Source organism: Exiguobacterium marinum DSM 16307, from assembly GCF_000620845.1.
Taxonomy (GTDB): domain Bacteria; phylum Bacillota; class Bacilli; order Exiguobacteriales; family Exiguobacteriaceae; genus Exiguobacterium; species Exiguobacterium marinum.
Genome location: NZ_KK211189.1, coordinates 1,275,355 through 1,300,104, shown reverse-complemented (window position 1 = coordinate 1,300,104; position 24,750 = coordinate 1,275,355). Strand labels below are relative to the sequence as shown.

General features: G+C 48.6%; 27 protein-coding genes. 4 read left to right on the top strand and 23 right to left on the bottom strand.

Features of this window, described 5'->3' with window-relative positions; genetic code table 11:
* Window positions 1-41: 41 nt before the first annotated feature.
* Entirely contained in the window at window positions 42-275 is a 234-nt protein-coding gene (locus P400_RS0107010) for a YuzB family protein (protein ID WP_456071266.1), read from the bottom strand.
* Window positions 276-376: 101 nt separating this feature from the next.
* On the opposite strand from P400_RS0107010, the gene P400_RS0107005 reads away from it, so the two are divergent.
* Complete coding sequence (locus tag P400_RS0107005) at window positions 377-1,432, top strand: NAD(P)/FAD-dependent oxidoreductase (RefSeq protein WP_026825504.1); 1,056 nt, start codon at window positions 377-379, stop codon at window positions 1,430-1,432.
* 45 nt (window positions 1,433-1,477) lie between these two features.
* On the opposite strand, the gene P400_RS0107000 is transcribed toward P400_RS0107005, so the two are convergent.
* Together P400_RS0107000 and P400_RS0106995 are read right to left on the bottom strand one after the other, a co-directional pair.
* Window positions 1,478-2,764 carry a globin-coupled sensor protein gene (locus P400_RS0107000; protein WP_026825503.1) on the bottom strand — a complete coding sequence of 429 codons (1,287 nt, stop codon included), beginning with the start codon at window positions 2,762-2,764 and terminating at the stop codon, window positions 1,478-1,480.
* Between the two features lie 183 nt (window positions 2,765-2,947).
* Complete coding sequence (locus P400_RS0106995) at window positions 2,948-3,235, bottom strand: YuzD family protein (RefSeq protein WP_084483582.1); 288 nt, start codon at window positions 3,233-3,235, stop codon at window positions 2,948-2,950.
* 128 nt (window positions 3,236-3,363) lie between these two features.
* On the opposite strand from P400_RS0106995, the gene P400_RS0106990 reads away from it, so the two are divergent.
* Complete coding sequence (locus tag P400_RS0106990) at window positions 3,364-3,591, top strand: NifU family protein (protein WP_012726833.1); 228 nt, start codon at window positions 3,364-3,366, stop codon at window positions 3,589-3,591.
* Between the two features lie 19 nt (window positions 3,592-3,610).
* On the opposite strand, the gene P400_RS0106985 is transcribed toward P400_RS0106990, so the two are convergent.
* Window positions 3,611-4,390 (bottom strand): TIGR01457 family HAD-type hydrolase, encoded by a 780-nt coding sequence (locus tag P400_RS0106985; RefSeq protein ID WP_026825501.1) that lies wholly within the window; start codon window positions 4,388-4,390, stop codon window positions 3,611-3,613.
* 4 nt (window positions 4,391-4,394) lie between these two features.
* The gene (locus P400_RS0106980) at window positions 4,395-4,838 is read right to left on the bottom strand and encodes a DUF86 domain-containing protein (RefSeq protein WP_026825500.1); all 444 of its coding nucleotides are present in this window, start codon (window positions 4,836-4,838) and stop codon (window positions 4,395-4,397) included.
* Window positions 4,839-4,996: 158 nt separating this feature from the next.
* Here P400_RS0106980 and glpX point away from each other — a divergent pair, with 158 nt between their 5' ends.
* Window positions 4,997-5,977 carry a class II fructose-bisphosphatase gene (glpX, locus tag P400_RS0106975; protein ID WP_026825499.1) on the top strand — a complete coding sequence of 327 codons (981 nt, stop codon included), beginning with the start codon at window positions 4,997-4,999 and terminating at the stop codon, window positions 5,975-5,977.
* Between the two features lie 41 nt (window positions 5,978-6,018).
* Here glpX and P400_RS0106970 read toward each other — a convergent pair whose 3' ends face one another.
* From P400_RS0106970 to P400_RS0106935, 8 genes are all read right to left on the bottom strand, one after another.
* Complete coding sequence (locus tag P400_RS0106970; RefSeq protein WP_026825498.1) at window positions 6,019-6,693, bottom strand: DUF975 family protein; 675 nt, start codon at window positions 6,691-6,693, stop codon at window positions 6,019-6,021.
* 101 nt (window positions 6,694-6,794) lie between these two features.
* On the bottom strand, window positions 6,795-7,100 hold the full coding sequence (locus P400_RS0106965; RefSeq protein ID WP_026825497.1) for a hypothetical protein: 306 nt from the start codon (window positions 7,098-7,100) through the stop codon (window positions 6,795-6,797).
* 155 nt (window positions 7,101-7,255) lie between these two features.
* Entirely contained in the window at window positions 7,256-7,624 is a 369-nt protein-coding gene (locus P400_RS0106960; protein ID WP_026825496.1) for a YutD family protein, read from the bottom strand.
* Between the two features lie 48 nt (window positions 7,625-7,672).
* Entirely contained in the window at window positions 7,673-9,019 is a 1,347-nt protein-coding gene (locus P400_RS0106955) for a bifunctional metallophosphatase/5'-nucleotidase (RefSeq protein WP_026825495.1), read from the bottom strand.
* A 9-nt stretch (window positions 9,020-9,028) separates the two neighbouring features.
* Complete coding sequence (locus P400_RS0106950) at window positions 9,029-9,874, bottom strand: DUF72 domain-containing protein (RefSeq protein ID WP_026825494.1); 846 nt, start codon at window positions 9,872-9,874, stop codon at window positions 9,029-9,031.
* Between the two features lie 11 nt (window positions 9,875-9,885).
* Window positions 9,886-11,067, bottom strand: coding sequence for an MFS transporter (locus P400_RS0106945; RefSeq protein ID WP_026825493.1), 1,182 nt, complete (start codon window positions 11,065-11,067; stop codon window positions 9,886-9,888).
* A gap of 106 nt (window positions 11,068-11,173) precedes the next feature.
* The gene (brnQ, locus tag P400_RS0106940) at window positions 11,174-12,493 is read right to left on the bottom strand and encodes a branched-chain amino acid transport system II carrier protein (protein ID WP_026825492.1); all 1,320 of its coding nucleotides are present in this window, start codon (window positions 12,491-12,493) and stop codon (window positions 11,174-11,176) included.
* A 205-nt stretch (window positions 12,494-12,698) separates the two neighbouring features.
* On the bottom strand, window positions 12,699-12,974 hold the full coding sequence (locus P400_RS0106935) for an acylphosphatase (RefSeq protein ID WP_026825491.1): 276 nt from the start codon (window positions 12,972-12,974) through the stop codon (window positions 12,699-12,701).
* A gap of 92 nt (window positions 12,975-13,066) precedes the next feature.
* Between P400_RS0106935 and P400_RS0106930 the strand changes: the two genes are divergently transcribed.
* Window positions 13,067-14,449, top strand: a complete 1,383-nt coding sequence (locus P400_RS0106930; protein WP_026825490.1) for an alanine/glycine:cation symporter family protein — start codon at window positions 13,067-13,069, stop codon at window positions 14,447-14,449.
* A gap of 34 nt (window positions 14,450-14,483) precedes the next feature.
* On the opposite strand, the gene P400_RS0106925 is transcribed toward P400_RS0106930, so the two are convergent.
* The 10 genes from P400_RS0106925 to P400_RS0106880 all read right to left on the bottom strand — a co-directional run bounded on the left by P400_RS0106925 (window position 14,484) and on the right by P400_RS0106880 (window position 24,720).
* Window positions 14,484-15,467, bottom strand: coding sequence for an L-lactate dehydrogenase (locus P400_RS0106925; protein ID WP_051545962.1), 984 nt, complete (start codon window positions 15,465-15,467; stop codon window positions 14,484-14,486).
* Between the two features lie 109 nt (window positions 15,468-15,576).
* Complete coding sequence (gene sufB / locus P400_RS0106920) at window positions 15,577-16,974, bottom strand: Fe-S cluster assembly protein SufB (RefSeq protein WP_026825488.1); 1,398 nt, start codon at window positions 16,972-16,974, stop codon at window positions 15,577-15,579.
* A 19-nt stretch (window positions 16,975-16,993) separates the two neighbouring features.
* Window positions 16,994-17,428 carry a Fe-S cluster assembly sulfur transfer protein SufU gene (sufU, locus tag P400_RS0106915; protein ID WP_026825487.1) on the bottom strand — a complete coding sequence of 145 codons (435 nt, stop codon included), beginning with the start codon at window positions 17,426-17,428 and terminating at the stop codon, window positions 16,994-16,996.
* On the bottom strand, window positions 17,418-18,638 hold the full coding sequence (locus P400_RS0106910; RefSeq protein WP_026825486.1) for a cysteine desulfurase: 1,221 nt from the start codon (window positions 18,636-18,638) through the stop codon (window positions 17,418-17,420). The genes sufU and P400_RS0106910 overlap by 11 nt, the downstream gene beginning before the upstream one ends.
* A 1-nt stretch (window position 18,639) precedes the next feature.
* On the bottom strand, window positions 18,640-19,908 hold the full coding sequence (gene sufD, locus P400_RS0106905; protein ID WP_026825485.1) for a Fe-S cluster assembly protein SufD: 1,269 nt from the start codon (window positions 19,906-19,908) through the stop codon (window positions 18,640-18,642).
* 12 nt (window positions 19,909-19,920) lie between these two features.
* Entirely contained in the window at window positions 19,921-20,682 is a 762-nt protein-coding gene (gene sufC, locus P400_RS0106900) for a Fe-S cluster assembly ATPase SufC (protein WP_152538896.1), read from the bottom strand.
* Window positions 20,683-20,860: 178 nt separating this feature from the next.
* Window positions 20,861-22,075 (bottom strand): MDR family MFS transporter, encoded by a 1,215-nt coding sequence (locus tag P400_RS0106895; protein ID WP_026825483.1) that lies wholly within the window; start codon window positions 22,073-22,075, stop codon window positions 20,861-20,863.
* Between the two features lie 100 nt (window positions 22,076-22,175).
* Window positions 22,176-23,009 (bottom strand): MetQ/NlpA family ABC transporter substrate-binding protein, encoded by an 834-nt coding sequence (locus tag P400_RS0106890; protein ID WP_026825482.1) that lies wholly within the window; start codon window positions 23,007-23,009, stop codon window positions 22,176-22,178.
* Between the two features lie 30 nt (window positions 23,010-23,039).
* Entirely contained in the window at window positions 23,040-23,702 is a 663-nt protein-coding gene (locus P400_RS0106885; protein ID WP_026825481.1) for a methionine ABC transporter permease, read from the bottom strand.
* Window positions 23,692-24,720 (bottom strand): methionine ABC transporter ATP-binding protein, encoded by a 1,029-nt coding sequence (locus tag P400_RS0106880; RefSeq protein ID WP_026825480.1) that lies wholly within the window; start codon window positions 24,718-24,720, stop codon window positions 23,692-23,694. Before P400_RS0106880 ends, P400_RS0106885 begins: the two co-directional genes overlap by 11 nt.
* Between the last annotated feature and the right edge of the window lie 30 nt (window positions 24,721-24,750).

The window sequence follows — 24,750 nt, the reverse complement described above, 5'->3', positions numbered from 1 at the left end:
CGGGGGAAATAAAAAAGTTTGAGGCCATTCCCCCAAACTTTTTACCAAGCCATCTCTTCTATTTTTTCATACACCTTCGATACCAACTCGTCCGGTGTCCCACCAGTCACGACTTCTCCGTCGACAAGGCAGAATAAATCAAGCGAACAGACACCACAGTAGCCTGTGCAGCCGTATTCCACCACATCAAGATCAGGGTCGGATTCTAATTTAGCCCGTGCCAATTGTGAGCCCATCGCTAAATTCGAGGCACAAAACTCGATGATTGGATTCATCATATATGTCACCGTCTTTCTTTACGTGAATTATCGGAAAATGGTTCTTCTACGGCAGATTATAACATGATACAGTTGAAGAGTAACAAAGGGGGATTATTATGCGCAAATTAGTCGTCTTAGGTGGCGGTTACGGGGGAATGCGTGTCATCGAAAGAGTTCTTGGGCATCAATTACAAGACATCTCGGTCACGCTCGTCGACCGCTTACCTTATCATGGATTGAAAACAGAGTATTATGCGCTCGCCGCAGGAACGGTCTCGGATCGAGATATTCGTATCGACTTTCCAGAAGAAATTGACTACATATACGGACAAGTCACGGACATCGATACCGAAGACAAAATGGTTCTGCTCGCAAGTGGTGAAAAAGTGCCGTATGATGACCTCGTCATCGGATTAGGTTGTGAGGACAAGTATCACAACGTTCAAGGGGCAGCGGAGTTCACGTATAGCATTCAAACACTTGAAGAGTCACGTAAAACGCAACAAGCAATCAACGGCTTGCGACCTGGCTCGGTCGTCTCTGTCGTTGGGGCAGGACTGTCCGGTGTCGAACTCGCCAGCGAACTTCGTGAGAGCCGACCTGATTTGACGGTTCGTTTGTTCGACCGAGGTCCATCAGTGCTATCGTTCTTATCGAATCGGGTCTCGATGTATGTCCAGTCTTGGTTTGAAGAACATGGCGTTGAAGTCGTCAACAATGCGAACATCACACGCGTCGATGCCGATGGCTTATGGAACCATGAAGACTTGTTCCCGTCTGACTTGACCGTATGGACGGCCGGGATTCAACCGGTCGCTGTGGTACGTAATCAAGGTTGGGAGCTCGATGGGGGCGGGCGGGTCAAATTGACGGAACACCACTTCGTTCCCGGTTTGCCGGACGTCTTCATCGTTGGTGACAATGCAAGTTTGCCTTACGCACCGTCCGGACAACTCGCGGAAGCCCAGGCAGAACAAATCGTTCAAGTCCTTCTCTGCAAATGGAAAGGTGTTGCCTATCCAGAATTACCAGACATCAAACTGAAAGGGACGCTCGGCTCCCTCGGGAAGAAGGCTGGCTTTGGGGTGTTTATGGGGAAACAATCACTTACCGGTAAAGTTGCCCGTCTATTGAAGTCCGGTATTCTTTGGAAACATAAAGTCATCAAATAGACAGGAAAGAGTGGCAGTCGCCGGACTGCCACTCTTTTTATAACCTTATAACCGCTGTGCGGTATCCATCAACTGTGTCGAAGACGTTGCAATCTGCGTCGTTGCCCGCTTGAGTTCGGCAATCGACTCTACAATCTCATCGATGTCCCCTGCGAGACTCCCCATCTGTCCATCGGCATGTTCCGAGTCTCCGGAGATTTGCAGGAAGGCATCGGTCACTTGATTGATCCGCCCCATCGTCTGCTTCATCTCTTGTTCCGTCGAGAAGACACGACTCGACGTCTCTTCCATTTGATTCGTGAGTCGCTTCACTAAGTCCTCCACTTCTTCTGCCGCTTGTTTCGATTGACTCGCGAGCGTCCGTACCTCGGATGCGACGACTTGGAATCCTTTTCCTTGTTCTCCTGCCCGTGCCGCTTCAATCGCGGCGTTCAAGCTCAGCAGGTTCGTCTGATTAGCGATTTGTTTGACCGAATCCGCAATCGTCATAATTTCGTTCATCAACGTTTCGAGCGCCTTGATTTCTTGAGCCGAATCGGAAAGGTCACGCGCGATTTCATCGAGTCGCCCCGTCTCCGACAAAATCGTGTCTTTCCCACTCACCGATGAATGAAGTACCGTCCTCAGCTTTGTCTGTGTGAGTGAACTTGACTGTTTCATATCGTCTGCCCGCTCATTCATCGACTGAAAACTGGCCATGACTTCTTGTGAAAGGGCTGCTAAGTCTTCACTCGCCTGTTGAATCGCTTGACTGATTTCGTCTTTCACATGTTGCATCTGGTCACGAACGACGTCCGCTTCATCGTCAAACATCTCAAGCACGATTTGTTGCTCAAAGTTGAAGATTTTCGAAACAGCCATCATCAACTTCATTTTCGATCCCGCATCGAGCTGTTCGTGTTGAATCGATAAAACGAGTGTTTCGAATATCTTTTGAAAAGCGGCCATATACCACTTTCCTTTCAAACCAATAAAATAGTGACGTTTGGCAATGGCAAGACGTCTGTCAATGTACGCTTCATCGAGTTTTCCCTCAAACATCTCCATAATATGATTCGATAAGGTCAGTTTCAGTTTGTCCGATGACGAATGTTGCCGAATCAGCTCCCTCATTTCGCCAATCTTCTCAAGCTCTTCATAAAATACATCGACTAACTGTGGGGTCAATTGACGTAGTTCCTGTTGATAGGCGCGCAAATAAGCAAGATCTTCACGTTCGAGGCGAATCAACTGACGTTGTCGTTCCAACTCCTTTGGAAGTGCGATCAGCAAGTGCTCCATTTGGGACGAAGTGTCTAAATGGATCGGCATATTTCGTTTTCGGGCAAACATTAAACAGTCCTCCTTCAAAGAATGGATTCATTTAATTTTCAAAATATTATAAAAATTATGCAGGTTATGTTCAGTTTATGCCAATATACATAAGTTGTAAATTTATTTCCGGATAATAGGTAAATTAAAAACGAACCTTGTGTTTGCACGGTTCGTCAGCTTGCTCGATTGTTCATCACCTATTCATATTCGCTTCGCTTCTATCGCCGCGTACACTTTTCGTAATTGAACGACCCCTTCGTCAATCACTTCCCCGTCGAGTAAGACAAGTGGATAGAACCACTCATCGTCTTTAAGCGCCTGTGCAAACTCATCTTCACTCTGTTCGAAATCGATATACTCGAACGAAAAGGATTGCTCCGGATACTTTCGTCCGAGCGCACTTTGCAACCACTCATACGTCTCGGTCGAACTCGGTGCACCGACACAACTCGCGCATTGAACTTCTGCCCCATAAACCGTAATTTTCATTTTCATTCCCCCTCCAATCCATTATACAAAATCCTTCTACATCCCGATGAGGAAACGCTCAGCGTAAATGATTGAGAAACAATCTCAAACTTGCTAGAATAAAGTAGAACGAGAAAGGGGTAGATACCATGGAAATGTTTGATCAAGTCCAAGAAGTGCTCGATAAATTGCGTCCGTTCTTGCTTCGTGACGGCGGAGACGTCGAACTCGTTGATGTCGAAGAAGGCATCGTCAAGCTCCGTTTGATGGGTGCTTGCGGCAGCTGCCCGTCTTCAACAATCACGTTAAAAGCTGGTATTGAGCGTGCGCTCATCGAAGAAGTACCAGGCATCGTCGAAGTAGAGCAAGTATTCTAAGCAAAAAGGGAGACTTTCGTCATCCCTTTTTTTCGTGCTTCCATTCATCTAAACTCTCGACCATATAGGTTGGGAGTTTTTCTTGTTCCTGAATAAATGCCGGCCCATGTACACCTGAATTGACATGAAGCGTGCGAATGCCACCATCAATTCCGAACAAAATATCCGTATGATAGTTGTCCCCGACCATCACGACACTCTCTTTCGTCAACCCAATCATGTCCAGTGCAATCTCAATCATGACGGGTTCCGGCTTCCCGATAAAGAATGGTTCTTTTTCTGTCGTCACCGTTAAAACAGACGTCAGTGACCCGTTCCCAGGTAACAAACCACGTTCAGTCGGAATGGCGATGTCACCGTTCGTCGAAATGAATCGAGCCCCCGAACGGATAGCGATTGCTCCTCGTGCCAATTTTTCATATGTGATATGACGATCGAGGCCAATGACCACATAATCCGCTTTCGGTTCATCAGTGACGTGAAACCCACGAGATTCAAGCGCGAGACGAAGCCCATCTTCCCCAATCATATAGACGGTTGCCCCAGGAGACATCTTCTCGATATAAAATGCCGTCGCCATCGCACTCGTCAAGACGTTTTCCGCCTTCACATTCGCTCCCATCGAAATCAACTTATCGGCGATCTGCTGTTGCGTCATTGATGCGTTATTCGTGACGAACAAATACGGAACGCCTGTCGCCTCCAATTCATTCACGAAATCGACTGCCGCTTGAATCGGTTCCGTACCGGCATACATCGTACCGTCTAAATCAAACAAATATCCTTTAATCGGTTCCATCCAATCACTCGCTTTCTGGTAAAAATGCGGACACTGGTCCAAGTTCGACTTCTAAGTAGCGACGAACTTGCTCGGAGAACGCGGTAAATTCTTGTTTTGACGTCTTCAGCCACTCATCGAACCGCGATGCATCTGCATCGACAAACTCACGTACATAGTAAGTCCGCAATCCGACGAGTGCTTTTGTCGCATGTGCCGTCTTCTCATCGAGTACGCGTTCATCGAGTAGAATCTCGACAATGTCTTCATAGCTACCTGGGTCTCTCATGATAAATCCGTCAATCATCGAGTTCCCTACGTCGATAATCCCTTCCATGAGTAGTACGGCCATGCGTTGTTTCGCGAGCTCCACCGTAAACGCATCTCCGCTCAATTGATCGGTATGTGCCAACATCGTCTCGATTTGTTCCAGTGTCTGATTAATCTTCTCTCTATTCACAAAATACATGATGATCCCCCCTGCTGTTAATACTAATCTTTTTTCGTTCAGGAGAAAAGAATCTGTCCTATTTACATCATTTATAAAAATGTGATACACTAATCAACGGATTTAAACCTTAAAAAGTATAACACATTAAATAGATATAACGTGGAGGGTACAACACTATGGAACGTGAATTAGCATTAGAAATCGTACGGGCAACAGAAGCGGCAGCACTCGCTTCTTCGAAATGGATTGGTCGTGGGCAAAAAAATGAAGCCGACGACGCTGCAACTTCTGCTATGCGAGAGGTCCTTGGCACGGTCAACATGGATGCGACAGTCGTCATCGGAGAAGGTGAACTCGATGAAGCGCCGATGCTATACATCGGAGAACGACTCGGTACCACGTTCGGTCCCAAAGTAGACATCGCCGTCGACCCACTCGAAGGGACATCGATCGTTGCGAAAGGACTCGGTGATGCAATGGTCGTCATCGCTGTCGCGGATGAAGGTGCCCTCCTCCACGCACCAGATATGTATATGGATAAGCTCGTCGTCGGACCGAATTTGAAAGGGAAAGTCTCACTCGACGAACCACTCGAATCTATCATTGAAAAGGCAGCAAAGTATAACAACAAACGCATTGAAGAAGTGACCGTGATCATGCAAGACCGCGATCGCCACGAACATCTTCGTCAAGCCGTCATGAATGTCGGGGCACGTGTCAAGTTGTTCGAGGATGGCGACGTATCAGCCGGAATCGCGGCTGCCGTCAAAACGAACCCGATCGATATCTTCATTAGCACGGGTGGTGCCCCGGAAGGCGTCATCACGGCCGCTGCCGTCAAGGCACTCGGTGGCGACATGCAGGCCCGTCTTCATCCGATGAATGAAGAAGAGTCTGCTCGCGTCATTTCGATGGGATTAAAAGACCCGCTCCAACTCCTCACTCTCGACGACCTCGTCAAGAGTGATGACTGCATCTTTGCCGCAACAGGTGTCACGTCGGGTGAGTTGCTCGATGGCGTCAAGTTCTTGACGGATGATATCGTTGAAACGACATCGCTCGTCATGCGCTCGAAGACACGTACGATCCGAAAAGTCGTGGCCGAGCATTATTTATCATTGAAGCCCTACTTACAAAAAGCTGAAGTCAACGCCTAAACTAAAACGCCTTGCTCAATATGAGCGAGGCGTTTGTTTGATTAAAATCCTTGTTCTGTTCCATGCACCGGCTCGTCTGCACCAGTTATATGGTTGTCACGAATCGAGTCGTAAAATGTCGCATACGTTGTCGAGAAGTATGGTCCGATGAAGAAGAACCCGATTCCAAGTGTCAAGAGCCCGACGAGGAACCAGCCGAAGAAGGACAAGAAGAGCATGAATGCTTCCATCTTGTGACCGTCCATGAGGCGACGTGATTCTGTGATGGATTCAAGTGCCGACAGTTCAGGCTGGTCGCGCAAAATGTACGGTGTGAGCGAGTACGAGAATGCTTTGATGATTCCCGGTACGACGAGCAATAACGTCCATAACACGAGGAATACACCCATCACAAACGATGTAATGACATGTTTCACATAACGCATCTGAAACGGCTTGAACATCGTCGAGAGCGACGCCCCCTTTTCACGGGATACGCCGAGTGCGAGCCATGACCAACCGATGGCAAGTGGGGCGATCAAGATTTGCAAGACATTCGACACGAAACTTAACGTGAGGTCCGTCGACGTGAACGGTTCTGGTGAATTGACGTCCATCTCGGGAGCAAACCATTGCGGAATCCCATTGATGATGAGGAATAAGAGCGCCAACCCGGCCATCAACCACCATTTCCCTTTCAATGCTTGCCGTGCATGTTGTTTCCATTCAGATCTCATAGTAACCCATCCTTTTTCATAGTCTTACTATAGTGTACGTGAAAAGGTTGAAGTACGTTTCAAAAAATCATAAAAAAAGGGAAAGGAATTTCCCTTTCCGACTAGCGAATCATCACGTTACCTAAAAAGAACTGAGACATGGATAAGATCAATAGCAACACCCCGAGTGATAACACAAGATGTGATGCGACTTTAAAGACACGGCTTCGTAAGAACGAATGGCCGTATTCAAAGCGACGGATGATCAACACATGAAAGAGTTCAAACAGAATGACTGCCGCCGTAAAATAGAAGGTCATCATGATATGGAAACCAAAGAAGAGCATGGCCAATATCCCGAGTCCGAAGTTATGAATTCGATTATGGACGTCATCCCGATCCCCGACGGTCGTTTGTACATGTTGCATCCAATCACCTCACTCTAAAAACCAAAACTACGTAGTTATCCTTAATGACAATTTATCACATTTTTCCAACCTCAAAACTCGAAGTCACGACTTTTTACCTAAACGAAATATTTGGAAATCAATTGTAATAAAAAAAGTGCTGACGTCTCAGCACTTCACGCATTTGATTCTTCTGTCTTGTTGAATTTCCGCTTCAACTTCAGTTTTTGCTTCGTTCCACCAAAGACAGGTCCACTCTCTTCTTCATTGATTTCCGTTTCTTTCTTCAAAACGAAATATGGACAACCAAAATTACAATATTCGTATACGTAGTCCATCACGTGATCAATCCGGTTCTCGTACGTCGCCAATTTGGATTTCGGTTCATAGAATCCTTTCAACCGCAATTGACCATGTCCCCAATCACCTACTATATAGTCGTATTTATCAAGCACGTCACTATATCGTGCGATAAACGCTTCTTCATCGAAGCCGTCTCGTTTTTCTTCTAAGACGGTATAACCGTGGCGATTCACTCGAATCATCGCTCCCACCTCCACTCTGTTATCATAGCATGTCACCATCGATGCGCTCTATCCTTTTCGAATCACTTCATGACGGGCGACAATGGTTTCCCGTAATACGTCCCGCAATAACTCAGGCATGAAATATCGTTTCGGTTGGTCTGCCAAATATGGGAGAAGCGGACCGAATGTCAACATATCGACCGTCGCGACGCGGTATGACCGGTTCAGATCCAAGAGCTGTCCCATCACATAAACTTGTCCATCGCGTTGCTCGATTTGATAGAGGCTCGGTTCTCCGAGAACGGTACCTCTGAATCCTAGACCTCTCACATGCATATTCGTGAACGTTTCTTCGTTTACATCATGTAAAAAACGTGCCAACGTTTTGCCGTCTAATGTCAGAACACAAGGGTTGATTGGATGCGGACAAATGTGGTGCAACATATTCAACGTCACTTTCCCGGGAGCAAGTCCTTCTAGCACAACACCGGAAGGGATAATCCCGACGTCTGCCTCACACCAGTCGACCATGCCTTCTACAAGCAAATCGCTGAGAGGGGAGTGTCCAAACCAATCTGACGTGTACCCGTCCGTTTCAGCAATTGTAATGTCAAGAAGTCGTTCGGCCTCTGCCCTTTCCGTATGCAACAAACTCAATGTATCCGGACTATCAGATTGATGTGCTAGTTCGTGCAGACGTGCTTCTTTTGCCACAACTTTCGTCCCGTCAATCGTCAGCGTGACTTCCCCGACATACTTGCCATACTTCCCTGCCTGTGCGATCAGCACACCGTTCGTCGTTACACCTTCATCTAAGACGTGATGTGTGTGTGCACCGAGAATGACGTCGATTTCAGGAAACATCTCAGCTAATCGCTCATCCCCAAAAAATCCGAGGTGACTGAGCGCGATGATGACGTCACAATGCGCCAACTGCTTCAACGCTCGCTTCGTCGCGTCCAATGGCGACTCAATTTGCCATCCGAGCTCTGGATACAACTCTTCATATGGAGCAGTCACACCAAACAACCCGATTTTTAAATCATCTTGCTCGAGAACGAGCGTCTCCTCGACCCAATCCGGTCGTGAACCGTCACCCTCATACACATTTCCAAGTAAAACAGGAAATGTCGCTTCGTCATACAGCTCGGCTAGCCAATCATGAGGGAACGTAATCCCTTCGTTGTTCCCGATGGTGACAGCCGTCGGTTGGAGCCGCTCAAGTAATCGAACGTTCAACTTCCCACGCGTCACTTCAGTCGCCGGATGTGTGCGATCGGCATGATCTCCTAAATCAAAGTACAGCGTGTCGTCAGTGCGATGTTCTTCTAAAAATGAAACAAGTTTCGGCCATTGGTCGAACTTTGAGTGAAGATCATTGTAGTGAAAAATAGTAAGTATCGTCACGGCCATCCCTTCTTTCTAAAACAAACTGATTTGTCTCGGTGCAAGCTCATATTCGAGCCCAAGAATTTCAATTAGACGCTTCGCATTCGGCGCTGCATCCCCGGCCGAGTTGTTGTTAAAGTATACATACACGTCTTTCGCCTCACGGTCAATCTCGCGAAGTGAAACAGCCAATTCCTGAAGTTCCTCCTCGCTATACCGATACAGACAACGAACGTGCCGCCATTCTTGACTCGTCATACCCGGCTTTTTAAGCCATCCGGATGTGTTTCGTCCATGCAATCGAACGACCGCGACGTCAGGATTTGTCACGACCGGTACGAAGGGGATGCTACTCTCTTTCGTCTGGGGCTCATCACAAATCGTGTTGATGAAGCGTTGTTCAGCTAAAAATTGAAGCGTACGGTCTCGGAACGCTTCGGAGAACCAAGAAGGATTTCGAAACTCGACGGCAATCTCATAGTCGGAAAGCTCGGCACGTATTGTTCGTAAATAATCGAGATGCGGTTTTGAGACATCGAACCAAGGCGGTAGTTGAACGAGAACAGCTCGTAATTTCCCTGACTTTTTCAATGGGTCGACAGAAACGCGATATCGTTCAAACAACTCAACTAGTGGCGTTTTCGGTTCACGATCGTGTCCGCTCATTTCCCTGGAAACTTTCACGATGAATTGGAAGTGGTCCGGTGTCTCAGCATCCCACTTCTCGAAATTTTTCACAGGTTGTATTGCATAAAATGTCGAATCAACTTCAACGGTCGGAAAATGACCCGCGTACGTTGAAAGTTTTTGTTTTCGTTCTTCTGGAGTTGTATATAACAGATCATGGTCCCCCCAACCCGTCACACCAATGTAAATCATAGCGTCCTCCTTTACGATTCTGAAATAGCGGCTGCCTTTCGCTTCGACCAGTTCCATGTCCCTGTATATGTGATCAACAATAAGACAAGACCCATGATGAACGGATAGCGCATATCGATATCAAAGGCAATACCTGCCAAAGTCGGCCCTAAAATGTTTCCGATACTCATATACGCATTGTTCATCCCCATCGCGAGCCCCTGCTCATTTCCTGCCAGTTTCGAAACAAGCGTATTCAACACCGGTCGTAAAATCGAGGTCGATAAGAAGATGACGAGCGTTACAGCGAAGAACAACATGTATGTCCCTGCGAATAAAGACAACAAAAAGCCAAAGGAAGCAAGCGCGATGAAGGCGAGCACGACCTTGACCTCTCCCAAGAGTTCAACGAGACGATCTACTGCAAATAATTGAACAATGACGCTAACAATTCCTGTCCCGGTCACCATGATAGCAATCTCTTGTGGTGTCGCACTGAACATCTCACTGACATATAGCCCAAGCACCGATTCATACGCCATTAGTCCAAACGCCATGACCAAGTTGATGACCAACACGAAAAAATAAGGCTTTCGCGTCGACATGACCAGTTGTGTCGGCAACGACTCTTTTACCGTCGGTGCCTTGTATGGAGCACGGTCAGGTTCTTTCAGGAGAAGTATCGAAGAAATGACGGCAATAAAGGATACAACGGCTGAAACGAGCAACGGTGCCTTCAATCCGAATTCGGCAAAAAATCCACCAATCCCTGGCCCGACCACGATTCCAAGCGACATTGCCGCGGAAATATAACTGTTCCCTCGAGCTCGTTGCTCCAGTGTCGTGATATCCGCCACATAGGCAAAAATGGCTGGAATCAATAGCGCAGCACCGACACCCCCGATGGCACGAGACACGAGAAGGACCGTCAAGTTATCGGATAGATAAAAGACACCCATTGAGATCGTGAATCCAATCAGACCCAAAATAATCATCAATCGACGTCCATAAACATCTGCCCATTTTCCGGCAATCGGTGACATGACAAGTTGGGCACCCGCAAATACGGAAATCATGAGTCCGGCGGCCGTTCCCCCTTCGCCGATCATCTTTAAGTAGTCCGGAATAATCGGTATGATGATCCCGAATCCAGCGACGGCGATAAACATGTTCAACATGAGGATCGCCAATTGTTTTTTTTGTTTTGTCGTCAATGCATGTCACTCCCTTTTCATCTCTTCATTTTACTGTTTGTGCTCGGGTATGGGCAAACAATAAGACAGAAAAAAAGCCCATCCTTGACCAAAGGATGGGCAAAACTTAAGAGATGCGTGATTGTGCAAGCGATTCTTGGGTTCCACTCTTCGGAAGAAGAAGCGTGATCGCATACACGATCATCGTCGGAACCGCCCAAGCAAGACCAATGTCCGCCATTGGCAAGCTAGTGATCCAAGCTGTTGCCGCAGAAGGTTGGATGCCGTTCCACGTTTCGAAGATTGAAAAAACGAGGGCTGTATAGATCGTCGCTTTCATCGCCACACCAGGGTTGCGTTGAAGACGTTCCGTCACCGATACGAGCACAAGGGCAATCATGACCGGATAGAGAAGCGTGAGAAGGGGGATCGCGATTTGAATCAACGTACCCAATCCGACGAGTGAAATTAAATAACCGAACAATGTAGTCGCAACGACGACATGGTGATACTTGAGTGAATCAAACTGATTACTGATAAAGCGTGAGAACTCTGAAATGAGTCCGACCGCTGTCGTCAAACAAGCAAGGAAGACCGCTAATCCGAGAGCAAGCATTCCGACTTGTCCGTAAGACGTACCAGCAAACGCTTGAAGAAGGCTTGCACCACTCGTCGTCCCTTCAGCGACCGCCATGTTTGCTCCGATTGATCCGAGCGAGATGTAAACGAGCATCAAACAGGTTACGGCAAGCATACCTGCAGAGCGAAGAAGAGATGATGCTTCTTTTTGATCACTCAATCCATTGGCTTTCAACGTGACGAGGACGATTGCCCCAAAGACGAGGGCCCCGAATACATCCATCGTCAAATAGCCTTGTTGGAAACCTTGACCGAGCGCACCGACCCACGTCTCAAATCCTGCCGCCGGAGCTCCTGGCTCTCCGAGCGGTGCGATGAGGTTCGTGAGCCCAATCGACGCGAGCAAGAACAAGAGGATTGGTGTGATGATGCGTCCGATGACTTCAATCAACTTTTGAGCACGGAGCGTCAAGAAGAACGTCAACCCGAAGAAGACGGTCGAACTCATCGCAAGTGTCAAAGTAGAAGGTGAATCGAGAAACGGAACGAGTCCCATTTCATACGTGACAGCGGCCGTACGCGGGATTCCGAAGAATGGTCCGATGGCCACATACATTAATCCCGTCAAGATGAGTGCGAGACGTTTAGGAATATAACGAGCAATTTGATCTGTTCCACCGCCGACCCGAGCGACTGCGAACAAAGCAAGAAGCGGTAAACCGACACCCGTAATGACGAACCCGATCATCGCCGGTACGAGATTTTCTCCCGCCAAGGCGCCGAGCTCTGGTGGGAACAGCAAGTTCCCGGCCCCAAAGAATAAAGCAAAAATCGTAAACGCTAACGGGAACAATGTCGATTTTTTCATACAACTACCTCCATACACTTGATATTCCGAACGACTTAACAAAAAAATAATAACTAAATTTTCTGACAATATATCGCTTGGTCTATTTCATTATACACACTTCCTACTGTTTGACCACCCCATCTACAAAATTAGAGGTTTAATTTTTAAAAAGGTGGATTTCATAAAAAAACTCCCCTGAAATCTACAAGGAAGTCGTAAGCGCTTAATACTTAATATCGAACGAACGGAAAGCTTGATTTTCTGTTTCCTTCTCCTCAATCTTTTCGACCCCGACGAAACGGTTACCGTCTTTCACAGCTTTTTTAAAGGCTTCAATGTCTTGTTCTGGTCCTTCTACATGAAGTTCGACTGTCCCATCACTTTGATTTCGAACCCAACCTTTGATTCCGTATTGTTGTGCGGTCTCTTGTGAAAAATACCGAAACCCGACTCCTTGGACACGTCCAGATACAATCAAATGTTTAGCGACGACTCTCATTCTATTTTCCCCCTTCATTTTGACAAAGATGTTTAGACGTCCTTACTTTAGGAAACAGTATTTAAGTAAAATAATGGAATTGGAGTGGTTTTATGAATGACTTTATTAATTTCGTGACAACGATTTCGGACTGGCTTTGGGGCGTGCCCATCATCTCGTTACTCGTCTTATCCGGTGTCTTCCTCACGATCAAGCTCGGCTTCTTTCAGTTTCGTTATCCAATCTACATATTCAAGCAAACGTTTGGCAGCATCTTCAAAAAACCAAAAGGTGAAGGCGACATCAGCCCGAGACAAGCATTGACATCAGCCCTCTCTTCAACAGTCGGGGCCGCGAACATCATCGGTGTACCTGCAGCGATTATGTTCGGGGGACCGGGTGCCATCTTTTGGATGTGGGTCATCGCCATCATCGGCATGGCCATCAAATTCTCAGAGAGCGTGTTGGCCGTTCACTATCGTGAAAAAAATGATGCCGGCGAATTCGTCGGGGGGCCGGTCTATTACATAGCAAAAGGACTTCGGTGGAAATGGCTCGCAACTTGGTTCGCTTTCGCGCTTATGATCGAACTCATTCCGAGTATCATGGTTCAAGGAAACGCTGTTAGCTCCGCAGTCCGTGAAACATTCAATGGGAATACGCTCATCACTGGCATTCTCATCGCTTGTCTCGTCGGCATCATCGTCTTCGGAGGACTGAAGCGCATCGCCAAAGTGACCGAGGTCGTCGTACCCGGTATGGCACTCATTTATGTCGGAGCCGGACTCGTGATCGTCTTGATGAACCTGTCTGAAATCCCCGACGTGCTCAGTCTCATCTTCTCTTATGCGTTCGAGCCAATGGCAGCGTTCGGTGGATTCGCTGGGGCCGCAGTCGCCGAGACGATTCGTTGGGGCTTCGCCCGCGGACTCTATTCGAATGAAGCAGGTCTTGGGACGGCACCAATCGCTCATGCCGCCGCACAGACTGACCATCCGGTACGACAAGGGTTCTGGGCGGTCATCGGTATCGTCATCGACACGCTCATCATCTGTAGCACGACCGCATTCGTCGTTCTCTCTTCAGGTGTCTGGACGGCTGACGGTGCGATGGAAGACCCTGCTGCCTTGACGACAATCGCTTTCCGCGAATACTTCGGTTACACAGGAAGTTTACTCGTCACGATCTCACTCATCTTCTTCGTGCTCTCGACGATCATCGTCATCATCTTTTACGGCTCACGTCAGGCCGAGTACTTGTTCGGGTTGACGGCAGGTAAGGTCATGAAGGCGGTCTATATCGTCTCCATCGTCATCGGTTCGATCGGTGGAGCGCAGATGATCTGGAACTTCCTCGACTTGATGCTCGCGATGATTCTCATCCCGAACATGATTGCCGTCCTACTTTTAAGCAGTGAAGTAAAACGATTGACGAACGAGTTCTTTACGTCAGAGAAGTATTATAAAAAAGATATCGCCGAAGAAAAGGCGTCTTAACCAACAATCCGACTGCTCGCGCAGTCGGATTTTTTTAGGATGCGGGTTCGACCTTCTCGATTCCCGCCTTGATGGCTTGTACCGACGCATCAAACTTCTGTTGTTCTTCGTCCGTCAATTCAATCTCGATGATCTTTCGAATACCGCTCCGGTCAATCAAGGCCGGTACGCCGATATGCACGTCACTCGCCCCGTATTCGCCGTCTAAGTGGGCGCCGATCGTCACGACAGAGTTTTCATTTCGCACGATGGCCCGAATGATGCGAAGCAAACCGACCCCAATCGCATAGTAGGCAGCGTTCTTATGCTCAATGATTTGATAGGCGGCGTTTCGTACCTCTGAATAGATGGCTTCCAAGTGTTCAAACTGATACTTTTCATTTTCAGCTAACAGTTCATCGATACTCTTCCCATAGATGCGGGCGTTATGCCATGCGACAAAACCGGTATCGCCATGTTCGCCCATGTAGTAGGCATGACAGTTCCGTGATGACAATTCGAAATAGTCTCCAAGTTTGTAGCGGAGTCGTGCCGTATCCAGCACGGTGCCTGAACCGATAACGCGTTCTTTCGGTAAGCCCGATGCTTTCCAGGCGACGTGCGCCATCACATCGACCGGATTCGTAGCGACGACTAAGATGCCGTCGAATCCGCTCTTCATCAAGTCTTCTGTCACGGTGCGGACGACCTTGGCGTTTTGGTCGACGAGGTCCATCCGCGTCTGACCCGGCTTTTGTGCTGCCCCTGCCGTGATGACGACAATGTCTGCGTCTTTACAATCCGAGTAATCACCTGCCCAAATCCGGACCGGTGTCGGGGCGAAGGAGATGCCGTGATTGAGGTCCATCGCCTCCCCTTCCGCCTTGGCATGGTTCGAGTCGATTAAGACGAGCTCTTCACAAAGGGCAGCCGTCGATAATTGATAGGCAAAACTGACCCCAACCCAACCGGCACCGATGACGGCGATACGGGTGATGTCTTTTGGGTCAATATGATCTTTATCCAGAATATGTGACATATAAATCCTTCCTTTCCATGAATCATTCTCTTGTTTAGCATACCCTACATACGGGATAGACATAACAAAAAACGGACCCCTTTTTTTAAGGAGTCCGTCCTTTAAACGATTATCCAATCGATCCTTCCATCTCGAACTTGATGAGACGGTTCATTTCGACCGCATATTCCATTGGTAATTCTTTTGTGAATGGCTCGATGAAGCCCATGACGATCATTTCTGTCGCTTCTTCTTCCGAGATTCCACGGCTCATGAGGTAGAAGAGTTGCTCTTCTGACACTTTTGAGACTTTCGCTTCGTGCTCGAGTGAGACTTGATCGTTCAAGATCTCGTTGTACGGAATTGTATCTGACGTCGACTCGTTGTCCATGATGAGCGTGTCACACTCGATGTTCGAGCGCGCGCCCTTCGCCTTACGGCCGAAGTGGACGATTCCACGGTATGATACTTTTCCGCCTTGTTTCGAAATCGATTTCGAGACGATTGACGACGACGTGTTCGGTGCGAGGTGAATCATTTTCGCGCCTGCGTCTTGGTGCTGTCCTTTACCAGCGAGGGCGATCGAGAGTGTCATCCCACGTGCGCCTTCCCCTTTCAAGATGACAGCCGGGTATTTCATCGTGAGTTTCGATCCGATGTTTCCATCGATCCACTCCATCGATCCACCCGCTTCACAGACAGCACGCTTCGTTACCAAGTTGTAGACGTTGTTCGCCCAGTTTTGGATTGTCGTGTAACGGCAGTATGCATCTTTGTTGACGAAGATCTCGACGACCGCTGAGTGAAGCGAGTTCGTTGTGTAAACCGGTGCCGTACATCCTTCGACGTAATGAACCGATGCGCCTTCGTCGACGATGATGAGCGTACGCTCGAACTGACCCATGTTTTCCGAGTTGATACGGAAGTAGGCTTGGAGCGGTTGCTCGAGTTTCACGCCTTTTGGTACGTAGATGAACGAGCCACCCGACCAAACAGCTGAGTTGAGGGCCGAAAACTTGTTGTCCGTCGGCGGGATCAACTTCCCGAAGTACTCTTTGAAGATCTCTTCGTCTTCTTTGAGTGCTGTGTCTGTATCTTTGAAGATGACGCCTCTTTCTTCGAAGTCTTCTTGCATGCTGTGGTAGACAACCTCAGACTCATACTGAGCCGAGACACCGGCCAAGTATTTTTGCTCTGCTTCTGGGATACCGAGCTTGTCAAACGTACGTTTGATTTCTTCCGGTACCTCGTCCCATGAGCGTTCTGTCTTCTCAGATGGTTTGACATAGTAAGTGATTTCGTCGAAATCAAGTGCCGAGAGGTCTCCGCCCCATGTCGGCATCGCCATCTTGTTGAAGTGATCCAACGACTTCAAACGGAAGTCGAGCATCCATTGTGGCTCTTCTTTCATGCGCGAGATCGTCTCTACGATTTCTGTCGTCAAGCCGCGGCCTGAACGGAAAATCGAAACGTCCCGATCATGGAAGCCGTATTTATAATCGCCAATTTCCGGCATATTCTTTGCCATATCGGTCTCCTCCTTCTCCTTACGCGTCCTCGTCTACTCCTTTTTCAAGCGCTTTCCACGCGAGCGTGGCACACTTGATTCGAGCCGGGAATTTCGATACGCCTGAGAGCGCCTCGATATCACCGAGGTCAAACGTATCCGTGTCGTATTCTTTACCTTGAACCATTTCAGAGAAGATGTTGGCGAGTTGAAGCGCCTCTTCTACTGTTTTTCCTTTAACGATTTGGGTCATCATCGATGCCGAGGCGAGACTGATGGAGCAACCTTCCCCTTCAAACTTCGCATCTTTGACGATGTCGTCTTCGACTTGTAGTTGAAGGCGAAGTGAGTCCCCACACGTCGGGTTGTTCAAGTCCACCGTCACGCCATCTTCGATGACGCCACGGTTTCTTGGGTTTTTATAGTGATCCATGATGACCTGGCGGTACAACATGTCGAGATTATTAAAACTCATAATTGAAATACTCCTTCGTTTGACGTAATCCTTCGATGAAGCGGTCGACTTCTTCTTTTGTATTGTACAAATAGAAGCTCGCCCGTGCCGTCGATGATTGCTTCAAAAGACGCATGAGTGGTTGTGCACAGTGGTGACCGGCACGAACCGCGATGCCTTGCATATCGAGAACGGTCGCGAGGTCGTGCGCGTGCACGTCCTTCAAGTTGAACGTGACGAGGCCGACGCGATCTTCAGGACCGTAAATCTCAATCCCTTCAATCGTTTTCATCTGCTCGATCGCATAAGTTGCGAGTTCACGTTCGTGTGCTTCGACGTTCTCAAGACCGATTTCTTCTAAGAAATCGATGGCTGCCGCAAGTCCGACCGCCCCGGCGATAATCGGTGTACCCGCTTCGAAGCGATACGGGATGTCTTTCCACGTCGATTCATATAAATCGACATAATCGATCATCTCGCCACCGAACTCGACCGGCTCCATGTTTTTGAGAAGCTGTTTCTTCCCGTATAAGACACCGATTCCAGTCGGTCCGAGCATCTTATGCCCAGAAAAGGCGAGGAAATCACAATCGAGCGCTTGGACATCAAGTTTACGATGCGGTGCACTCTGTGCGGCATCGACGACCATGACGGCACCCAACTCATGCGCAAGTCGAGTGACTTCGGCAATCGGGTTGATCGTACCGAGCACGTTCGAGACGTGACTCATCGCGACGATTTTTGTACGATCCGATAAGACCGCTTGAACCGCATCGAGTGTGACACGTCCATCCGGCGTAAGTTCGACATATCGAAGCGTTGCGCCTTTTCGCTTGGCGAGTTGTTGCCACGGGATTAAGTTCGCATGGTGTTCCATCGGAGTGAGGACGATTTCGTCGCCTGCACCGACATTCGCATCCCCGTAGCTCGACGCGACCAAGTTGATCGCCGTGGTCGTTCCACGAGTGAAAATGATTTCTTCAGGAACCGCCGCATGGATGAACGAGCGGACGCGTTCGCGTGCTCCTTCATATGCATCCGTCGCTTGCGTCCCGAGCGTATGGACGCCACGATGCACGTTCGAATGGTTGCGACGATAATAGTCCTCGATCGCCTCGATGACAGCGAGCGGCTTTTGTGAGCTCGCCGCGCTATCAAGATAAACGAGCGGGTGTCCATTGATTTCCTGATCTAAAATCGGAAACTGTTCACGAATCGAGGCGTTCAACATCTTAACGTACTTTCCCTTCGATGACTTCGCGGAGACGGTCTTTGACCGAATCGATTGCGAGTTCTTCGACGACAGGCGTCAAGAATCCGTGAATGATTAAACGCTCTGCCTCTTGGCGAGACAATCCACGGCTCATCAAGTAGTACAATTGAACATCATCGACACGACCGACTGACGCTGCGTGACCTGCCATTACGTCATCTTCATCGATGAGAAGAATCGGGTTGGCATCACCACGTGCTTTTTCAGAGAGCATCAAGACGCGCTCTGTTTGTACACCGTTCGATTTTGACGCACCGTGGTGAATCATCGATGTCCCGCTGAAGATCGCAGTCGCTGCGTCTTTTTGAACACCGTGAATCATGATGAACCCTTCAGATGCTTTCCCGAAGTGGTCGGTACGGATGTTGAAGTTTTGTTTTTGTGCACCGCGACCGATCGTCACAGCTTTTGTATCCGAATACGTGTTGTCACCGACGAGGTGAGTCTTCGTCTCGACGACCGAGTTCCCGTCGTTCATGTGACCGAGCGCCCAATCGAGGCGACCGTTCGCATAGACGACACCGCGACGGTTCATGAACGTGAGTGCTGACTCAGCGAGCTGATCGACACCACCGAAGACGACTTTCGCGTTCTCTCCAGCGAACACTTCCGTCACGACGTTGACCGTGTGCGGTTCGTTCGTACCAGAAAGGAAGTTTTCGATGTATGTCACTTCACTGCCTTCGTCTGCGACGAGGATCGTGTGGTGATAGAGGGCGCCGTTCGCCTGTTCCATCGTGAAGATCGCTTGGAGCGGATCTTTTAATTGCGTGTTTTTCGGTACATAGATAAACGCACCACCATTTGTGAGGGCAGCATTTAACGCCGAAAGACGCTCTTCATCGACACGTACGCCTTCTGTCATGAAATATTTCTCAACGAGCTCAGGATGTTGCTCCATCGCTTCTTTGATTCCCATAAATAAGACGCCTTCTGGCATCGATAATTCGTTATAGACGATATGACCGTTGCGTTCAACGAGCACGTTTGTCCGGTGGTCTCCGAGAAGTGATTCGATGTCTGCTGTCAAACCGTCTTTCGTTTCGAGTTCGACATCTCCCGCTGTGAAGTCCCACTTATCGATCTTAATCTTTTCAACTTTTGGCAAAGCAAGTGTCGGCGCAAGTTCTGCTGCCTCTTTACGACGGTTGACCATCCATGCTGGTCCACCGAGCGCTTCTGCACGTGCCGACAACGCTTGTGCATCCAATTCAAATTGTACGGTCATCGTACAGCCTCCTTACGCTTCTGTGTCTACTGTCATTCCAAGTTCTTGCTTCACCCAGTCGTAACCTTCTGCCTCGAGTCGTTGTGCGAGCTCTTTACCACCAGACAAGACGATTTTCCCGTCCATCATGATGTGTACAAAATCTGGCTCAATATAGTTGAGGAGACGTTGATAGTGCGTGATGATCAAGCAGCCAAACTCTTCTGAGCGCATTTCGTTTACACCTTTGGCGACAACTTTTAGAGCATCGATATCAAGTCCAGAGTCGATTTCATCTAAGATGGCGATGTTCGGTTGAATCATCATCATTTGAAGAATTTCGTTACGTTTCTTCTCACCGCCTGAGAATCCTTCGTTTAAGTAACGGTGTGCCATTTCAGAAGGGATTTCGAGAAGCCCCATCTTCGCATCGAGTTCACGGATGAACTTCATGAGCGAGATTTCTTGACCTTCTTCACGACGTGAGTTGATTGCTGAACGCAAGAAGTCCGCGTTTGTGACACCGCTGATTTCAGCCGGGTACTGCATCGCAAGGAACATCCCTGCTTGTGCGCGCTCGTCGACTTCCATCTCGAGGACATCTTCGCCGTTTAATTCGACGCTTCCCCCAGTGACCTCATAAAGTGGATGGCCCATGAGTGCTGATGCGAGTGTTGATTTACCAGTCCCGTTCGGACCCATGATGGCATGAATTTCGCCACCTTTAATTTCTAGGTTAAGACCTTTGACAATCTCTTTTCCTTCGATTGAGACGCGGAGGTCATCAATTTTCATTTGTGGTACGTTAGACATTCGGATACCCCTTCCGTATTTTCTCGCCAAATTGTTTGGCGTAGATTAGATATATTCTAATCTTAGACTAGTCGATTTTTTATTTCAAGCGACTCACCTTACGATTCATTCTCAATAGAATGATAAAAGTTGAGAATGCTAATAGTAGGAAATCAAGACATTAGCCGGCAGTCTCCTCCACGAGTGCGAGAACAGCTTTTCGTTCTCGTACAGCAGCGGCGAAGAAGAAGGAACCGCATCCTGTCAATATCGCCAAACTACCGAATACCGGAAGCGAAGATTGACCAAACGTATCGAGTAACACGCCCCCGATAATCGGCCCAATCGTCTGTCCGAGCGACGTCAATCCCATCGCTCCAAAATAAGTTCCCCGCAAATGTTCCGGCGCAAGTTCATCCGTTAAGACGTCCGTCATCGTGAACATCAACACTTCACCGACCGTGAAAATGACCATTGCGACAAAGAGGACCCATTCCACTGTAGCAAATCCAATCAACAACAGCCCGAACGATAGTGTCGAGATGCCGAAAAAGAGCGATTTGATCGGGGACACACGAATCCCGAAACGCATAATCGGATACTGGACGATGAGGACCGTGATGGCGTTCGTCGTCAATAAGTAAGCAAATAATCTTGAGCCGTCTTCTAACCCATCACTCAGCGCAATGAATTGAGGAAGTGTCGAATTGAACTGACTGTAGCCGATGATTGCAAAAATCATGCCGATGATGACCGCCCGAAACGTCCGATCGTCCCGCAAGACGCGGAATGTCTCCGTCAGGCGCGGACGTACCTTTACTCCATCCCCTTCTTCAAACGGATATTTATAGAATAAGAATGAGATGATCATGCCGTATATGATGTAGACGGCGGTCACGACAAAAAAGGCGGTCTTCACACCAGTTAGTGACAACACGACTGCTAACAGTGGTCCGATGGCTGCGGCGATGTTGATCATAAAGTAACGGACGTTATAGACGATGACTCGCTCTTCTGCCTGAGTCGTGTCACTGATGAGTGCACGTGAAGCCGGTTCTAGGAAAGAGCGTGACATCCCCATCAAAATCGATAGCATGTAAAACCAAAATAGCTCTGTCGCGAGCGCAAGCCCTGCGAACGTGACGGCATTGAGCACGATCCCGATGAGCATGAGCTGTTTTCGTCCATAGCGGTCAGATAGCGTCCCTCCAAAGAAACTCATGAACAGGCCCGAAAGTGCCGTCACGGCAAAGATCGTTCCAATCACACTCGCTGAAAAGCCGAGCGTGGCCAAATAAATCGCAAAAAATGGCATGACAAAAAACGTCGCCAGTCGTGCAAAAAACGTCCCGAACAAGACGCCCCACGTCAGTGGATGAATCTGTCTGAACTTCATCCAAATCCCCCCTTTTCTTTCATATATGTAGTGTACTTCTCTTCATGAAAGAACACTAGACAAAAAAAGACTCAGGGGATGACCCCTGAGTCGAGCTGATTTATTGTTGTACCGGTACGACCGCACCTTTGTATTCGTCTAAGATCCATTGCTGTGTCTCTTCAGACGTCAACACTTCGAGGAGTGCCTTGACACGCTCATCTTCTTCGTCCCCTTCACGTGTGACGATTAAGTTGACGTATGGTGAATCTTCCCCTTCAAGTGCGATGGCATCTTCAAGCGGGTTGAGACCTGCGTCAATCGCATAGTTCGTATTGATAAGGACCGCATCGCCTTCTCCATTTTTAAATGCCGTTGTGAGTAAAGTCGCTTCTACGTCCGTCTTGAACTCTAAGTCTTTCGGGTTGTCAACGATATCAGATACTGTCGCATCGACTGTTTTGCCTTCTGCGAGTGTGATGAGTCCTTCTGATTGGAGCATCGTAAGAATTCGTCCGTGGTCAGCGACCGATGAACTCATGATGATTTCTGCCCCTTCCGGAAGTTCATCGAGCGATTTGTAAGTTTGTGAGTAGACCCCGATCGGCTCGATGTGGACGCCACCTGCTGAGGCGAATTTGTAATCTTTGTTCTCAGCCATTTGTGACTTGAGGTACGGCTCGTGTTGGAAGTAGTTCGCATCGAGCTCCCCGCTCGCGAGCGTCTTGTTCGGAAGTACGTAGTCTTGGAACTTCTTGATTTCAAGCTTGTACCCTTTTGCCTCATATTCTTCTTGGACGTGCTCTAAAATCTCAGCGTGCGGTACGTTCGATGCACCGACGATCAATGTTTTTTCATCGCCAGACCCCGAGTCTGCCTCTTCTCCGCCGCAAGCCGCGAGAACCGTGAATGCTGATAAAGCTGTCAATCCGAGTACTGTTTTCCAAGTTTTCATAATGAATCCCTCCAAATAATATATGTTGTATTAAGCTGAACGTTTATCAATTTTTGTAACGAGTCGGTCACCGATGAACTGGATGACGAACACGATCAACAAGATGAGCACCGTCGCCACGAACGTGACGTCGTTTTGTGAACGCTGGAACCCTTCCAAATAGGCCAAGTTCCCGAGACCGCCGCCTCCGACGACTCCGGCCATCGCCGTATAGCCGACGATTGCAACGATGGTCACTGTAATCCCGGAGACGAGCGCCGGGAGCGCTTCAGGAATTAACACTTTATAGATGATCTGCCATTTCGTCGCTCCCATCGACTCTGCCGCCTCGATGACCCCGCGGTCTACTTCGCGAAGCGCAAGTTCGACCATTCGAGCATAGAACGGTGCCGCGCCGATGATGAGCGCCGGAAGCGCCGCCGTCGAACCGAGCATCGTATCGAGTAAGAACAGCGTGAACGGGATGAGTAAGATAATCAAAATGATGAACGGGATCGAACGGAACACGTTGACGATCGCGCTGACAAAGACGTAAATCGGACGATTCTTCAATAATAGCGATTCGTTTGTAATATAGAGAACCAAACCTAAAGCGAGTCCGATCAAAAATGTCGCGACGCCTGCGACGAGCGTCATATACAACGTCTCCCATGTCTGTTCCATCATGATTTGCCAGTCTACGTTAGGAAACATCGCTTTCCACCTCCACTTCTACGGATTGCGAACGAATCGATGCGATGGCGCGTTCGATTTCACTTGCTTCCCCAATCAATTGGATGAATAGCGTGCCGAGCGCACCGACTTGTGATTGTGTCACGTTCCCGCCGATGATGTTGAATCCGATGTCATGTGTTTTAAGAACGTCAGACAAAATCGGGTGCTCTGCCGTCTCGTTCAAGAATTTCAATTTGACGACTTGACCGCTCGGGTACCGTTCCTTCAAATGTTCGAACGTGAGCGACAAATCGTCGACTGCTCCGATTTGTTTGACGAACTCTTTCGTGATCAGTTGTTCCGGATGTTGGAACACATCAGAGACTTGACCCGTCTCGACGACTTTTCCTGCTTCCATCACGGCGACTCGGTGACAGATCTTTTGAATCACGTGCATCTCATGCGTGATGAGGACGATCGTCAATCCGAGTTTTTTATTGATGCTGACGAGCAGCTCGAGAATCGAATCCGTCGTCTTTGGGTCGAGTGCACTCGTTGCTTCGTCACAGAGGAGCACCTCTGGATCTGTAGCGAGCGCGCGTGCGATCCCGACTCGCTGCTTTTGACCGCCCGATAATTGTGACGGATAGCTGTCCTCGCGACCGGCCAATCCAACGAGTTCGACGAGTTCTTGAACCCGACGTTTCCGCTCACTTGCCGGCACCCCAATCAGCTCGAGCGGAAAACTGATATTTTCTGCGACCGTACGCGACCATAGAAGGTTAAAGTGTTGGAAGACCATCGAGACGTTTTTACGGACACCTCGTAATTCTTTCGGGCTGAGTTTCGTCAGCTCGCTCCCGGCAACTTCGATTTCACCGCTTGATGGTGATTCGAGACGATTGAGCAATCGGATGAGCGTTGACTTCCCTGCCCCTGAATATCCGATTATTCCAAAAATTTCACCGCGATCAATCGTTAGTGATACATCATCAACCGCCTGGACACGACCATTTTTCGTATCGAACCATTTGGCGACGTTTCGTAATTGAATCAATATATTTCCCTCCTGACAACAAAAAAAGCG